Raw genomic sequence first — 15,130 nt, forward strand, 5'->3', positions numbered from 1 at the left:
TAAAAAGTCAGGACCAGCGGCGGAAGATCAGCGACGTATTGACGCCGCCAAAGGCAAAGTTGTTGTTCATCACGTAGTCGTGGTGCATCTCGCGGAACTCACCTTGCAGGTAATCCAGCTCTCCGCATTGCGGGTCTACCGACTCCAGGTTGAAGGTGTGCACGTACTGGTCGCGGTTCATCATCTCGATGCTGAACCATGACTCCAGCGCGCCGCATGCACCCAAGGTGTGGCCGAGGAAACTCTTCTGCGAGCTGATGGGCATGCGACTGCCGAACAGACTGCTGGTGGCCAACGTCTCGGCGATATCGCCCTGGTCGGTCGCTGTGCCGTGACCGTTTACGTAGCCGATCGCGGAAGGCTCAAGCCCGGCATCTTCCAGGGCCAGTTCCATCGCACGACGCATGGTTTTCTGTTCCGGGCGGGTAGTGTGCTGGCCATCGGCGTTGCTGCCGAAGCCCACCAGTTCGGCGTGGATATGCGCACCACGGGCCAACGCATGTTCCAGTTCTTCGAGCACCAGCATGCCGCCGCCTTCGCCGATCACCAGCCCGTCGCGGCCGCTGTCGTAGGGGCGCGGGCTGGTCTGCGGCGCATCATTTTTCAGGCTGGTGGCGTAGAGCGCGTCGAACACCATGGCTTCGGTGGGGCACAGCTCTTCCGCGCCGCCGGCGAGCATCAATGGCAAGCGGCCGAACTTGATCGCTTCATAGGCATAGCCGATGCCCTGGCTGCCGCTGGTGCAGGCGCTGGAGGTGGGGATCAGCCGCCCGGTCAGGCCAAAAAAGATGCTGATATTCGCCGCCGTGGTGTGCGGCATCATGCGCACATAGGAGTTGGCATTCAGCCCCTCGGCCACCGAGTTCAGCAGCATGTTGCCGAACGCCTTGATCTCGTCGGTGCTGCCGGTGGACGAGCCGCAGGCCACACCCATGCGCCCGTCCTTGATCGACTCGTCGCCGAGCAAGCCGGCGTCCTGCAACGCCTGTTCCGCCGCCCACACCGCCAGGCGTGACACCCGGCCCATGCTGCGCAGTTGCTTGCGTGTCCAGTGAGCGGGCACGACAAAATCGTCGATCGGCCCGGCCAGGCGCGTGTTCAATTCGGTAAAGCGGTCCCACTCGTCCATGCGCCGAATGCCGCTGCGGTTGGCGCGGAAGTTGGCGGCGATGGTGTCCCAATCGCTGCCCAGGGAGGTCATGCCGGCCATGCCGGTGACGACAACGCGCTTCATCAGCACAGGCCTCCATTCACGGCCAGGACCTGGCGCGTGATGTAGCCTGCCTCGGCCGACATCAGGAAATTCACCGCGCCGGCCACTTCTTCCGGCGTACCCATGCGCTGCGCCGGGATCATCTTCATCAGTTCTTCCACCGGCACGTTCTCATCCAGCATGGCGGTGTCGATCAAGCCGGGGGCGACGCAGTTGACGGTGATCTTGCGTTTGCCCAGCTCGATGGCCAGGGCCTTGGCCGCACCGATCAAGCCGGCTTTGGAGGCGCTGTAATTGACCTGGCCGCGGTTGCCGATCAGACCGGAAACCGAGGTGATGCAGACGATACGCCCGGCCGCGCGACGACGAATCATCGGCATCATCACCGGGTGCAGCACGTTGTAGAAACCGTCGAGGTTGGTGCGCATCACCACGTCCCAGTCGTCTTCCGACAAGGCCGGGAAGGCGCCGTCACGGGTCAGTCCGGCGTTGAGCACCACGCCGTAATAGGCGCCATGTTGCTCGACATCGGCTTCCAGGATGGCTTTGCACACAGCACGGTCCGCCACATCGAACTGCAGCACCCGCGCCTTGCTGCCCAGGGCTTCAACCTCGGCCAGCACTGCATCGGCTTCCGCACGACCACTGCGGCAATGCAGCACGATGTCATGCCCGGCCTGGGCCAGGCGCAGGGCGATAGCGCGGCCGATGCCACGGCTGGAGCCGGTGACCAGTACGGATTCAGTCATGGCGTTACGTCCTTCGATTCATCTAAATAGTTAGCCGCCTGGGGCGGTCGAAATACATTCAAACGGGCGCTGGCCTGGATTCCATCACCGGTCAGGTGGCATTCGAACACACCCATGCCGTTGTCGTCTTCCAGGGAGCGCAGGCCGTGGATCGCCAGCTCAGCGCCTGTCGGGAAGCAATCCACGTTGCACTCGAATTTACGTGTGCCGAGCAGGAAGCCCAGCTCCACGGCTTCGCCTTTCTGACGCGCGCGGCAACCGGCGTAGGCGGCGACGCTTTGCGCCATCAACTCGATGCCGACCCAGGCCGGCAGGCTGCCGTCCGGGCGGTTGAACAGACCGCCGGGTTTGACGGTCATGCGGGTGTGGATCTGCTCTTCATCGAACGACAGCACCTGGTCGATCAGGATCATGTCGCCCGCGTGGGGCAGCAGTTCGGCGAGTGGCCAATCGATCATGGGGCCTCTCCGATTATCAGGCTGACATTGTTACCGCCGAAGGCAAACGAATTGCTCATCAGGCAGCGCTTTCCCAGGGGTTCTGCAGCTTGCGCCCATTGTAAAGCGGGCAGTGCCGGGTCGGCCTGGCCGTCCCACACATGGGGAGGGACGCGGTTGTGAGCCAGGCTCAACCAGCAGAACGCAGCTTCCAGCGCCCCGGCTGCGCCCAGGGTGTGGCCGCTCATGGGTTTGGTCGACGAACAGGCCACGCCGTCCGGGAACAGGCTGGCGACGGCCAGGCTTTCCATGGCGTCGTTATGTTGGGTCGCCGTGCCGTGAAGGTTCAGGTAACCAATCTGCTCGGGCTGCAACTGGGCGCTGGCCAAGGCCTTGCGCATCGACTGCAATGCGCCTTTGCCGGTGGGCTCGGGCGCCGAGATATGGTGTGCATCGCAACTGGCGCCGCTGCCCAGCAGGGCGATGGGCGCGCGCTCCTTGCTCATCAGAAACAGCACGGCCGCTTCGCCGATGTTGATGCCGTTGCGGTTCACCGAGAACGGATTGCAGCGTTCGTTCGACACCGCGTCCAATGAGCTGAAACCGTTGAGGGTCAGCTTGCACAGGCTGTCGACGCCGCCGCAGATCACCGCATCGCACACGCCCAGGTCCAGCAAGCGCTGGGCACTCATCAAGGCGCGGGCGCTGGAGGTGCAGGCGGTGGAAATCACATAAGCCGGGCCGCTCAGTTGCAGCCAGTCGGCGAGGAAATTCGCCGGTGCGCTGAGTTCCTGTTGCTGGTAGTCGTAGTCGCCGGGGAATTGCTGTTCCCGCAGGAAGTGGGCGATGCCACGACTGGCCTCGTCGATGCCCGAGGTGCTGGTGCCGAGCACAATGCCGACCCGCGAAGCGCCGTAGGTGTGGATCGCCTGGCGGATCGCGCCCTCGATCTGCAACGCGGCTTCCAGTAGCAACTGGTTATTGCGGCTGCTTTGCTGGCCCAGCTCGGCGGGGATGGTTGCCAGCTCGCCGTGTACACCGGCCACCGGCAATACGCGCTCCGGCACCCAGCCGCTTTCGGCGCGCATCCCGCTGCAGTCACCGGCAAACAGGTTACGGCTGACTTCATCCTGGCCACGGCCAAGGGCGCAGATCACGCCCAGCGCGTTGAGGTAGGCGCTCATCGGGCGGCTCCGAGCGGCGTGATGCGGTAGCTCAAGGGCTGACCGGTGATGTTCACGCTGAAGACCTCGGACGATTGATACACAATCTGCCAATGCCCCGGCAGGGTGCGTGTCAGGTCCATGGCCTGGGCGCTGGGGTAGAGCGCGCGCACGTCATCCGCCGAGGTCAAGGCAAACAGCAACGCGGCAAACAGCTCACGCGCCTGGGGGTTGGGCGGCAGCAAGCCATCGGCCTGCCATTTGCCATCGATCAGTTTTTGGCGGGCCTGGGGGATGCCCAGCGGGTCCATCATCGACCACCGAATGCCGCCGCCTTCGCGCTGGATCACCAGCAGCCAGTCCTGGCTCTGGCCGTCGGCCAGGCGCTGCACATGCAGCTGCACCGGCAAGGCCAGGGTTGGGGTTTTCTCGGGCAGCGGCGGTTGGCTGGCGCAGGCGCTCAGCAGCAACAGGCAGGCGATCAACCACGTGCGCATCATGGGGCAGCGCTCGCCAGAGGTTTGCGTGCCACACAGTTGACCAACGTTTCCTCACGCTGGCCTACCGGCGGCGCCTTGCGCAGGCCCCAGCGTTCCAGCAGGCCGAAATCGCGGGAACGGCTCCACCACAGGTATGGATACGAGACGTGTTGCGGGCCGAATTCAAAACCCTGCTCGCGGATCATCTCCAGGTACTCTTCGGCGCTTTTCTGCACATGCATCGGGTGGCGGAACAGCCAGCGGATCACCCAGGTGTCGATATAGGCTTCGGTGGATTCGGCAAACAGCAGATAACCACCCGGCTTGAGCACGCGGTAGAACTCCTTGAGTGCGCGGTGCTGTTCCACCAGGTGGTGGAAGGTCTGGTGGCAGAACAGGATATCGACGCTTTCGTCCGGCACTTGCAAGGTGGCGCAGTCGCTGCCGATCAGCTCGATGGCCAAGCCTTGGCGCTTGGCTTCTTCACGGCTCAGTTCCAGGCTGTGCGGGTCGGCATCCAGGCCGATCAGGCGCGCGGGGGCGAACACCTGCTGCAAGTACTGGAACGATTTGCCCTGGCCACAACCGGCGTCCAGCAGTACAGGCGCTTCTGGCAAGGAGTCGGTAAACAGGCTACGCAGGTCGTTGATCGCCACGCGCAGCACATGGTGCTGCCAGGTGTGGCTGCGCAGGAACCAAAAGCCGAACTTGGTCTCTTCGACGTAGTTTTTACTCAGGTACTGACTGCTCATACCGGCTCACTCGCACAAATCTCCGATAACATCCGCAACCGGCGCTTGGGCTCGCTCACAAACGGGTTGCGCTCATCCCACGCGTAACCGGCGAGGATCGAACAGATCATCCGGCGAATGTCCGGCGAACTGTCCGGATGGAAGATCACATCCTGGAAGGTCCCGGCGTACCAACCCTCGACGTAGCAGCGGAAGGTGTCCACGCCACGTTTCAACGGCGCTGCAAATTCGCCCTCCCAGTCCACGGTTTCGCCTTTGAGCTGACGATGCAGTACGCCAGCGGCCATGCTCGCCGAGCGCATGGCGATGGTCACCCCGGAGGAAAACACCGGGTCGAGGAATTCCGCCGCATTGCCCAGCAATGCAAAGCCCGGCCCGTGCAGGGTTTTGACGTTGGCCGCGTAGCCGCCGATGGTGCGCGCGGGCGTATCCCACACGGCGTTTTGCAGCACGCCGGACAGGCTTGGGGTTTCTTCGATAAAGCCGCGCAGGCAGGCATCGAGGTCACCATCGCGGCCGTCGAAATGTTCCTTGGCCGCGACCACGCCCACCGAGCAGCGGCCGTTGCTGAACGGGATGGTCCAGAACCAGATGTCACGCTGGGTCGGATGTGTGGTTACCAGAATCTTGTTACGGTCGAAGCCAGGATGTTCGATGCGGTCTTCGACGTGGGTGAACACGGCCTGGCGCACAGGAAAGTCGGACGGCAGATCCAGGTCCAGCAAACGCGGCAGCACGCGGCCATAGCCGCTGGCATCGAGCACGAACTTGGCCTTGAGGTGGTACTCGCTACCGTTCTCACGGCGTACATGCAGGTAACGGGATTCGCCCTTGAAGTCCACGCCGACGAGGGTCTCGCCGTAGCGAATCTCCACGCCTTGCAGCGCGGCTTGATCGGCCAGCAGCTTGTCGAACTCGCCGCGCTGCACCTGGAAGGTGGTGGGCTTGCCGTTGCTGAAGGTGTCACTGAAATCAAAGGCGCTGTAGCGCTCGCCCCAGGCGAACGCTGCACCCGTTTTCACCTGAAACCCTGCGGCCTGTACCGCTTCGAGCATGCCCGCTTCTTCGATGAAGTCGATGCAGTGGGACAGCAGGCTTTCGCCGATCGAGAACCGCGGGAAATGCTGGCGCTCGATGATCAATACATCATGCCCTTTGCGCTTTAACAGCGCGGCGGCGATGGCCCCGGACGGACCGGCACCGATCACCACCACCTGGCGACGTTCCATTTCAACTATGGGCACGAGGGCTCCTTGCCACATTGGCGATAATCACATTCATAAGGCGTGTTTCTGTTGCCCGGCCCAGGGTGCCAGCATAAAGCTGAATGCCAGTCCCAGGCTGACCGATAAGCCGAAATTACTCACTGCCGGTGTACTGGATACGGCCAGCAGACCAAACGACAACCAGGTTGTCAGCGCCGCCAGCAATGTTCCCAATAGACTGACCGCAGGGCCGCCAATCTGCTCGCGCATCAGGATCGCGTAGTCGACGCTGATCGCCGTGACCAACAGCAGGCCAAACAGGCTGAACAGCGTCAGCGGCTGGCCCAGCCAACCGAGGCTGGCCAGGCTGCACAGCGCAGCAAGCAGCGGCAGCGCGACGATGCGCAAGGCACCGCCGAAGCCGAACGGCAGGATCAGCAACAGTACGATCAACACGCAGGACATCAACTTCAGTTCTGCCGCGCTGATCTGTGTGTCGGCGAACACCCGGTTCAAGTCACCCAGGCGGTCCACCAGTTGCACGCCGGGTAAATCCACCGCTTGCACCCGCAGCAGCGCCGGGTTGTTCAGGCCTTGCAGGCTGACCATCGCCGCCACGCCGCCGTCCACCGGGCCCAGCCACAAGGTGCGCCAAGGCTCGGCCAATGGGCCTACCAGTGCGGCCTCGATAGTTTGCGTAGGCAACGCTTGCAGTTGCGTCACCTCGGCTTGCAGAGCGCTGGCCGGTACGCCAAGGGCCAGCAATGGCTGCCAGTGTTGCGCCAGTGTGTTCAAGGCATCACGCAGTTGTTGCTGCTCGGCGGGCAGGCTGACCAGTTGATTGAGCGCCAGATAGCCCTTGAGCTTATCCATGTTCACCAATTGATCCAGGCGCTGCGCCAGTGCGCTTTGGCGCTCCAGCAACTGCCGCTCATCCTGCGCCCGCACCAGGAAAAACTGGCTGGTGGGCTGGAACCCGGTAATCCGCGCGACGGCCTGTGCTTCTTCCAGCAATTGCGGCGGCGCGCCGATCCATTGGCGGATATCGTTTTTGCTGTTGAGGTGCCACAGCCCACCGGCGCAAAACAGCAGCACCAGCGCCAGCAGTACGGGGCTCGGTACGCGCTTGAGCAGCGATTCGCGCACCCGCCACAGGCATTCAGCGATGCGCAGCGGCCACTGCGCCGGGCGCAACTCGACGCCTTTGAGCAGCGCCGGCAACAGGCACACGGCGGACAGGTAGGCGCCGACCAGGCCGGCAGCGGAGAACACCGCGATTTGCGTCAACGCCGGGAATGGCGTCCAGGCCAGCGCCAGGTAACCGATGCAACTGGTCGCCAGGCTCAGGCTCAGGCCGGGCAAGGTCAGGCGCAACGCCGGCCAGCTGCGCCATGGGCGCATGCTCCAGCTTTTCGACAGGTAGTGCAGCGGGTAATCCACCGCTACGCCGATCAGGCTGGAACCGAGCACCAAGGTCATCACATGCATATGCCCGAACAGCGCTACACAGGCCACCGCGCCAAACAGCATGCCCACCAGCACCGGCACAAAGGCCAGCAACACGCGCCAGCGGCGGAATGCGAGCAACAGTAACAACAGGATGCCGACGGTAGCGCCGCCGCCGACCCAGGTGATTTCCCGCGTGGCTTGCTGCTGACCATTGGCGGCGTACAGCAAGCCGCTGGCTGCCAGTAGTTGCGCACCGTGTGCGCTGGCTTGGGTGCGACTGGCCTGAAGCAGATCCGCCACCTGCAGCGGCAGTTTCATGTCGAAGGCATTGCCGGTGGTGCGCGCACGCAGCAGCACCCAGCTCTTGCCGTCGGCATCGGCGATCAGTGCGCCGCTGCCGATATCCAACTGCACCGAACCCTGTTGCGGCTGGCTGTTCTGGATACGCCCGGTGAGGCCCAGCCAGTCATCCTGGCTTGGCACCAAACTGAAGCCCGTAAAGGGGTCGAAGAGGGCTTGCACGCGCTCCTGGATAAACGCGTCGGGGTGCTCGATCAGTTGCTCGCGGTCCTTGGCCGAGAGCATCGCCAGGCGACCGCGCAGCAATTGCTCGCGCAGCGCCGGCAAATCGGCTTGCAGGTTCCACTGAACTTTTTCAAACAACCCGCTGGCCTGCCAGTGTTCGCCCAATTGCTGCGCGACGGCCACGGCTTGCTGGCGGTCGGCATGGCCTACCAATACCAGCAGCTCGCGGTTCAGCGGCTCCTGCATACGCTGTTCCGCTTGCTGCTCCAGGGCGTCCGGCGTGTTGCCCGGTACCAGCTCCATCAGGTTGGCGGACAACGGCGCGCCATGGCGCCACTGCCAGCCGGCCAGGGCCAGCACCGCGACCAGCAGGATCAGGAACAGGCGCGGCAGCAGGCGTTCACTGGGCAAAGTCGTGTTGCTCCGCGTCGCTCAATGGCTGGCTGGCGGTACTGTCCTGCATACGCAGCACGGTGCTGTCGCCTTGGGTTTCCAGCAGTTCGATGGTTTGCACCAAGTCACCACCGTCGATGTTGATCTGGGTGAAGACTTGCTTGAGTAACAGTGAGCGCGGGATCAACGTGAGCTTCCACTGTTTGGCCTCGCCTTGCAGCTGCAATTCGAAGTCACGCTGCAAGCCGCTGCTGTCGCCCTGGAGCACGGCGAGGAACAGGCGGTTCTGCTCGGCGCCGGCGCTCTTGTTCGGCAGCAGTTGCCAGCCATTGGCGTCGCGGCGGGCAATGCCCTGGGGGCTGATGCGGTAGTCCTGTTGCAGCGGGGTTTTCAGCAGCCACAGCAGGCCGTGGTCCTTGGCAAGGACGAAGGTGCCTTTGCTGACCAAGGGTTGGGGCAGGGCGCGCAGGTGTTTTTCCTGGGTGAAGCTGCCGTGGATCACTGAGGGTTTTGCAAGTTGGTCGCTCAGCTGCTGCAAGTCGAAGGCATGGGCCAGACTTGGAATGCCCAATAGCAGGATTAACGCGATCAAGGTGGGAGCGGGCTTGCTCGCGAAGAGCCTGAGGGCGCCGCGTAGTGTCAGGCGGATCGCGTTATCGTTGACGTCCATCGGGGGCAGGCCCCCTCCCACATGTGACCTCATTTCAAAGCCCTTTCTACGGTGTCGGTGAAGACTTTGGGGGAGGCGAGCTGCATCTCGCGGCTGGCGATTTCTACGGCGACTTGCACGGTGCTGGCGCGGGTCAAGCGCTCGCCGCTGGCCAGGTCGGTGATCAGGTAATTGACCTTCAAGCGGTTCTCCCACTCCACCAGGTTGGCGCGCACGTTGATCGTCTGGCCGAACACGGCGCCGCGCACGTAGCGCAGTTGCATGTCGATGACCGGCCAGGCGTAGCCCGACTCGAGCATCGCCGTGTAGTTGTGGCCGATCTTGTCCAGCAACGCGCAGCGCGCGACTTCCAGGTACTTCACGTAATGCCCGTGCCAGACGACGTTCATGGTGTCGACGTCAAAAAACGGCACGAGGATTTCAGTGTCGCAATGCAGCACGCCTTGGCTACGCATGCAGCCTCCAGTGTTGCTCGGCGATACGTTGCAGGCACAGGCGCAATTCGCCTTCCAGCGCACGGTCTTCGATGACCGGCGGGAAGTCCTTGGCCAGTGCTTCGTGCATCGCCGCCAGTGCTGGCGGTAACGGCCGTGCATCCTCTGCCTGGGCCCGCAGCCACACGCCCTGGTTGGCGGCGAGCAGCGTGGCGGCGGCGACCTGTTCGGTCAGTTCCAGCACGCGGATCGCATCGCGGGCGGCGATGGTGCCCATGCTTACCTTGTCCTGGTTGTGGCACTCGGTAGAGCGCGAGAACACGCTGGCCGGCATGGTGTTTTTCAATGCCTCGGCGGTCCAGGCGCTGGTACCGATCTGTACGGCCTTGAAGCCGTGATTGATCATCGCGCGGTCGGCCGGCGCGCCGGAGAGGTTGCTCGGCAGGCCGTGGTTGTAGCGCACGTCCACCAGCAACGCGAGCTGACGGTCGAGCAGGTCGGCGACGTTGGCCACCAGTGTCTTGAGGCTGTCCATGGCGAAAGCGATATGCCCGCCGTAGAAGTGCCCACCGTGCAGCACGCGTTCTTCTTCGGCGTCGATGATCGGGTTGTCGTTGGCGCTATTGAGCTCGATCTCGATGAACGAGCGCAGCCAGTTCAGGCTGTCGGCCAATACGCCGAGGACGTGGGGCGCACAGCGCAACGAATAGCGATCCTGCAGACGGTGCAGCGGCGCGGTTGGCGCATCGATCGCCAGGTCCTTGCGCAACCACGCGGCGACTTGCATCTGCCCCGGGTGCGGCTTGGCGGCGAACAGGCGCTCGTCGAAGTGTTCCGGGTTGCCTTGCAACGCCACCACGTTCAGCGCGGTGATGCGCGTGGCCAGTTGCAGCAGGTAGTCGGCGCGGGCGAAGGCCAGGCAGGCCAGGCCGGTCATCACCGCGGTGCCGTTCATCAGCGCCAGGGCTTCCTTGGGACGCAGGACCAGCGGTTCCCAACCCAACTCACGGTGCACGTCGATCGCTTGGCGGCGTTCGCCACGGAACATCACTTCGCGTTCGCCGGACAGGGTCGCCGCCACGTAGGACAGTGGCGTCAGATCACCGCTCGCGCCCACCGAGCCTTCTTCCGGGATCAACGGCAGCACGTCGTGTTCGAGGAACGCATGCAGGCGCTCCAGCAACTCCACGCGCACACCGGAAACACCGTGGCACAGCGACTGCAAACGCGCGGCCAGCACGGCGCGGGTGGCTTGGGCGTCGAGCAACTTGCCCAGGCCGCACCCGTGGAAGGTGTACAGATGACGGGGCAAGGCCTCGACGTGCTGCAACGGCACCGCCACCACGCAGGAGTCGCCGTAGCCAGTGGTGACGCCGTAGATCACGCCTTCCTTGTCCAGCAGCGAGTCGAGGAACTGCGCGCCCTTGGCAATGCGCTGGCGATACGCGGCATCGCTCTGCAATTGGGTCGGCGCCTGACGGTTGGCCAGGGCCAGCACGTCTTCGATGCGCAAGGCGCGTTCGCCAAAGGTTACCGGCTCAAGATGCGTCGTCATCGGTCTTCCAGAAAGGGTAAAAGTTGAACCATTGTTGGGGCGCTTCCAGGCAGAACTGACCCAGGCGCGCGGCGTAGCGCGCGGTCCACAGGGCTATGATCTGCTCGCGGGTATTGCGTTTCCATTCGATCATGTCGGCGAAAGGCTCAATGCTCAGGCGATAGCGGCTGTTGTGCTTGAGGCACATCAGCAGGTTTACCGGGCACTTGAGCAAACCGGCCAGCAGCCACGGGCCTTGGGGGAAGGCGGCGTCATGGCCGAGGAAGTCTACGCGCACCGTGCGCCCGCCGTGCAGCGGCACGCGGTCGCCGGCAATCGCCAGCCACTCGCCGTCGTCCAGACGCTGGCTGAGCAGCAGCATGGTGGCCGGGTCCAGCTCGCTGACCTGGATCAGGCGCAAATGGGTCGCCCCGGCTTCGCCCAGCAGGCGATTGAATTGCTCGGCGTGCTTGGTGTGCACCAGCACGTTCATGGTGACCTGCTCGCCAATCTCGGCAAGAGCGCGGCACACTTCCAAGTTGCCCAGGTGCGCGCCCACCAGCATCTGCCCGCGTTCGCCGCGCAGTTGTCCGCGCAATTGCGCCGGGTCGTTGATCTCGATCTGCTCCAGGCGCAGCTTGCCGTTCCACACGTCGAGTTTGTCGAGCAGCGAGTCGGCAAACGCCATGAACTGACCAAAGACTTTCCAGTGAGTGGGGCGCAGTTCATCGCGCCCGCTCCAGTCGGCCAGGCGCTGTTGGTATTGCCAGGCGCTCTGGCGCGCGGTGCGGCCAAACAGGAAGAAGTACAGGACGATGCCGTACAGCACCGGGCTCAACAAACGTCGGCCGAGGACTTTGGCGGCGAAGGCGGTGAGCTTCATCAGCCAATAACTGCCACGTTCCTCGCGGTCGGCCCAGTGTTTGCTGCTGTCGCTCATGCCTGCCACCGTCGCCACAGGATCATCGGCGCCCGCACCAACATGCCGAAAAACAACCGGGTGTGCATGGCTGAGATGCGCACGTTGTCACGAAACAACCGGAAGTGCGACAGGCCGTCGGCGGGGTAGTGCACCTGGGTCGGCAGCCAGCGCATTGGCTGGTTGCGCCAGGCCAGGCGCACCAGAATGTCGGAGTCGAAGTCCATGCGCGTGCCGATGTAGGCCGAGTCCATCAGCGCCAGCACCGGTGTCAGCGGGTACACGCGAAAGCCGCACATCGAGTCGCGGATCTGCAGCGACAAGGTGTTGATCCACACCCACACGTGGGTCAGGTAGCGCGCATACAGGCGGCCTTTGGGCACACTGTCGTCGTATTCGGGGTAGCCGCAGATAATGGCATCGGGGTGACGGCGCGAGGTGTCGAGGAAGGTCTCGACTTCGCGCAGGTCGTGTTGGCCGTCGGCGTCGACTTGCAGGGCGTGGCTGAAGCCCAGGCGTGCGGCTTCGCGGAACCCGGCCATCACTGCACCGCCCTTGCCCTGGTTGGTGGGCAAGGTCAGTAGGGTGACGTTGTCGATCGTCGCCAGTTGCGCCAGAACCGCTGCGCAGGCCGGGCTGCTGCCGTCGTCGACCAACAGGCAAGGCAGGCCACTGTTCAACAGGCTGCGGACCACGGCGGGCACGGCCGCTTCGTGGTTGTAGACCGGGATCAGGGCGCAGGGGTTATGCATTGACGCTCTCCAGCACAATCCGACCGCTGGAGCAGGCCGCAACACCGTTGCGATAGGCGAAATACAACTTGCCGCGTTGCGCATCAAACCGCAGATGCAATTCGATAGCGTCGCCTGGCCGCACCAGTTGCTGGAACTTGAGTACTTCCATCCCGGCAAACGTTGCCGGCAAGTCGAGCAACTGCTGACCCAGATTAAATGCCCACTCCACCTGCACCACCCCCGGTAACACGGGGGTGACCGGGAAGTGCCCGCTGAAGTAGGCCAGGTCTGGCGGGACGCTCAGTTGCAAGGTCCATTCGCCATTGGCTTCGACCTGCTCCAGTACTTCCGGGGCTTTCGGTCGTGATGCCAACAAGAGCCCCTCGACTTGCGCCTGGGGCAGTTTGCCCTGGCTGTTCAGGGGCAGCTGGCGCAGTAACCGCCAGCGCCGCGGCAGTGCCAGGGCTTCGCAATGTTGGCTCAAGTGTTGGCGCAGGGTTTGCGTGAGCGTGCGACGGCCCTGATTGCGCAGCGCATGCAGGCCCTCGTCACTCAGCACCACCAGGGCGCCAAGGGACGCGCGGTTTTCCTGCACCACCCCCAGGCGGGTTTCCGCGACCCACGGGTGGGTCATCAGCGCGTGTTCCAGCATGGGCAGGGAGATGCGTTTTTCTTCCAGCTTGACGATGCGATCCAGACGACCCAGCAGCTCGAAGCGGCCATCGGCATGGATACGTGCAGCGTCGGCGGTTTGTTCGATGTGCCCTTCAGGCAGATACGGTGAAGCAATGCGCAGGGCGCCGTCGGCATCCTGGCTCAGGTGCACGTCGGCAAACGGCTGCCAAGGCTGCGCACCCTGGCGCCAGGCGATACCGCCGGTTTCCGAACTGCCGAGGATCTCTGTCGGCCATTGCTGCAAGCGGTCATAAAGGCTGCCGGCGGCTTCCACGGGCAGTGCGCCGCCGGAGGAAAACACCCGTGACACTTGGCTTAGCGCCGGCCAGTCGAGGTTGTCGCCCATGCGCTTGAGCAGCGCCGGGCTGGCGACCCAGGCAAAATGCGTGTGCTCGCGGCTGGCGCGCTGCAAATCTTCGGGGAAGGCCAGTTGCTTGCGCACAAAGGTACGCCCGGCGCACAGCGGCCAGAGCACTCGGAACAGCAAGCCGTAGATATGTTGAGTGGCAACGCTGCCGATGATGCACGCGTCTTTTAGGTCCGGGCCCCACAGGGTTTCCAGTGCCTCGACTTCATTAGCCAGCTGGCGCAGTGTCTTGTTGATGCGCTTGGGCTCGCCGCTGGAGCCGGAGGTGCACAGGCTCAGTTGGCAGCTGTCCAGATCGAGGGCGGCGGGGCTCAGTGGTGTTTGAAACAGTGCGTCCAGGTCAGCTGCTTCGGTCAGCCAGGCGTCAACTGCGGCGTCCCAGCGCTGACGGGTCTGAGGTTGCAGGTCGGCGGGCAGCAGCACGCTGACCCCGGCGCGCCAGGCGCCCAGCAGGGCAATCGCGAGCAGGCCTGCATCTTCCAGGTACACGGCCAGGCGCTGGATGCCGCGCGCTTGCAGGCCTGCGGCCAGGCTCAAGGACTGCGCCCACAGCTGGGCATGATCCATTGCAGGTTCGGTGGTGACCGGACGCTGTTCCAGCGGCTCAAGCAGCAAGTGCTCAAGTTTCAACCCATTCATACGCGGCCTCGAACCCTTTGTCGTACCAGCCATTCCACGGCAAACAACAGCCCCATCAGCCCGTAGGCGATCAGGCCGTTGTACAACGTCCACCAGCTCAGCGGCGCCCACAGGGTGAGGGCGGCGGCGAGCAGGCCATTACACAGAAAAAACACACTCCACACCACGGTGACCTGGCGGGTATACACAATGGCTTGCGCGGGCAACGCCGGGTCGGTCATGCGCGCCAGGCGCTCGACCATCGGCGGGCCGTATTTGAGGCTCAGGCCGAACAGCGCCAACATAAACCCGCTGACCAGGCTCGGGTACCAGCGCAGCAGGTGCGGGTTGTCGAACCAGGCCAGCAACAGGCAGAACACCATCACGGCCAACGCCATCCAGCGGCTGCCGGGGCGTCGCGCACCGGTCAGCGCGCGCAGCAGCCACAGGCCGCCCAGCAGCAGCCCGAATTGCCACGGTGCGAAGTGTTCGGTGCCGTAATACACCGCAAAGGGGTACAGCAGCCCCGCCAACAACAGGCCAAGGCCGATCAGCCGGCTCATGCGGCCGGCTGGACCAGACGGTACACCGCCTCAACCACGTCGTTCACGGTACGCACGGCCTTGAATTCTTCGGCGGCGATCTTCTTGCCGGTTTGGCGCTTGATATGGTCGATCAAGTCGACGGCGTCGATGCTATCGATTTCCAGGTCCTGGTAAAGGTTGGCGTCAAGGGTGACGCGTTCCGGCGGCAGTTCAAACAGTTCCACCAAGGCGTCGCGCAAGGTGTTGAAAATATCGTCACGAGTTTGCAT

The 15,130-nt window shown here is 63.7% G+C and carries 16 protein-coding genes; all 16 read right to left on the minus strand.

Annotation, left to right across the window (positions count from 1 at the left end):
- Positions 1-7: 7 nt before the first annotated feature.
- The 16 genes from PF1751_RS02030 to PF1751_RS02105 are packed head-to-tail and all read right to left on the minus strand — an operon-like array spanning position 8 to position 15,130.
- A complete protein-coding gene (locus PF1751_RS02030) occupies positions 8-1,234 on the minus strand; it encodes a beta-ketoacyl-ACP synthase (protein ID WP_010213741.1) in 1,227 nt (408 codons plus the stop codon).
- Positions 1,234-1,962: a 3-ketoacyl-ACP reductase FabG2 gene (locus tag PF1751_RS02035; protein WP_044286521.1), complete on the minus strand. Its 729-nt coding sequence runs from the start codon at positions 1,960-1,962 to the stop codon at positions 1,234-1,236. Before PF1751_RS02035 ends, PF1751_RS02030 begins: the two co-directional genes overlap by 1 nt.
- Entirely contained in the window at positions 1,959-2,420 is a 462-nt protein-coding gene (locus tag PF1751_RS02040) for a hotdog family protein (RefSeq protein WP_010213738.1), read from the minus strand. The genes PF1751_RS02035 and PF1751_RS02040 overlap by 4 nt, the downstream gene beginning before the upstream one ends.
- Positions 2,417-3,583: a beta-ketoacyl-[acyl-carrier-protein] synthase family protein gene (locus tag PF1751_RS02045; protein WP_042571358.1), complete on the minus strand. Its 1,167-nt coding sequence runs from the start codon at positions 3,581-3,583 to the stop codon at positions 2,417-2,419. The genes PF1751_RS02040 and PF1751_RS02045 overlap by 4 nt, the downstream gene beginning before the upstream one ends.
- On the minus strand, positions 3,580-4,062 hold the full coding sequence (locus tag PF1751_RS02050) for a hypothetical protein (RefSeq protein WP_021493276.1): 483 nt from the start codon (positions 4,060-4,062) through the stop codon (positions 3,580-3,582). Before PF1751_RS02050 ends, PF1751_RS02045 begins: the two co-directional genes overlap by 4 nt.
- Positions 4,059-4,793: a class I SAM-dependent methyltransferase gene (locus PF1751_RS02055; RefSeq protein WP_010213731.1), complete on the minus strand. Its 735-nt coding sequence runs from the start codon at positions 4,791-4,793 to the stop codon at positions 4,059-4,061. Before PF1751_RS02055 ends, PF1751_RS02050 begins: the two co-directional genes overlap by 4 nt.
- Positions 4,790-6,037, minus strand: coding sequence for an NAD(P)/FAD-dependent oxidoreductase (locus tag PF1751_RS02060; protein ID WP_226994537.1), 1,248 nt, complete (start codon positions 6,035-6,037; stop codon positions 4,790-4,792). The genes PF1751_RS02055 and PF1751_RS02060 overlap by 4 nt, the downstream gene beginning before the upstream one ends.
- 33 nt (positions 6,038-6,070) lie before the next feature.
- Entirely contained in the window at positions 6,071-8,383 is a 2,313-nt protein-coding gene (locus PF1751_RS02065) for an MMPL family transporter (RefSeq protein ID WP_044286524.1), read from the minus strand.
- Positions 8,373-9,035 (minus strand): outer membrane lipoprotein carrier protein LolA, encoded by a 663-nt coding sequence (locus tag PF1751_RS02070; protein WP_042571362.1) that lies wholly within the window; start codon positions 9,033-9,035, stop codon positions 8,373-8,375. Before PF1751_RS02070 ends, PF1751_RS02065 begins: the two co-directional genes overlap by 11 nt.
- Positions 9,036-9,064: 29 nt before the next feature.
- Entirely contained in the window at positions 9,065-9,490 is a 426-nt protein-coding gene (locus PF1751_RS02075) for an acyl-CoA thioesterase (RefSeq protein ID WP_044286525.1), read from the minus strand.
- Positions 9,483-11,024: an HAL/PAL/TAL family ammonia-lyase gene (locus PF1751_RS02080; RefSeq protein WP_010213722.1), complete on the minus strand. Its 1,542-nt coding sequence runs from the start codon at positions 11,022-11,024 to the stop codon at positions 9,483-9,485. The genes PF1751_RS02075 and PF1751_RS02080 overlap by 8 nt, the downstream gene beginning before the upstream one ends.
- Complete coding sequence (locus PF1751_RS02085; protein WP_010213720.1) at positions 11,008-11,943, minus strand: LpxL/LpxP family acyltransferase; 936 nt, start codon at positions 11,941-11,943, stop codon at positions 11,008-11,010. The genes PF1751_RS02080 and PF1751_RS02085 overlap by 17 nt, the downstream gene beginning before the upstream one ends.
- Positions 11,940-12,674: a glycosyltransferase family 2 protein gene (locus PF1751_RS02090; protein WP_010213719.1), complete on the minus strand. Its 735-nt coding sequence runs from the start codon at positions 12,672-12,674 to the stop codon at positions 11,940-11,942. The genes PF1751_RS02085 and PF1751_RS02090 overlap by 4 nt, the downstream gene beginning before the upstream one ends.
- Positions 12,667-14,337, minus strand: a complete 1,671-nt coding sequence (locus tag PF1751_RS02095; RefSeq protein ID WP_010213717.1) for an acyl-CoA synthetase family protein — start codon at positions 14,335-14,337, stop codon at positions 12,667-12,669. The genes PF1751_RS02090 and PF1751_RS02095 overlap by 8 nt, the downstream gene beginning before the upstream one ends.
- Entirely contained in the window at positions 14,334-14,879 is a 546-nt protein-coding gene (locus PF1751_RS02100) for a COG4648 family protein (protein ID WP_044286526.1), read from the minus strand. Before PF1751_RS02100 ends, PF1751_RS02095 begins: the two co-directional genes overlap by 4 nt.
- Entirely contained in the window at positions 14,876-15,130 is a 255-nt protein-coding gene (locus PF1751_RS02105; protein ID WP_003187949.1) for an acyl carrier protein, read from the minus strand. The genes PF1751_RS02100 and PF1751_RS02105 overlap by 4 nt, the downstream gene beginning before the upstream one ends.

Source organism: Pseudomonas simiae, assembly GCF_000934565.1.
GTDB classification, from domain to species: Bacteria; Pseudomonadota; Gammaproteobacteria; order Pseudomonadales; family Pseudomonadaceae; genus Aquipseudomonas; species Aquipseudomonas simiae.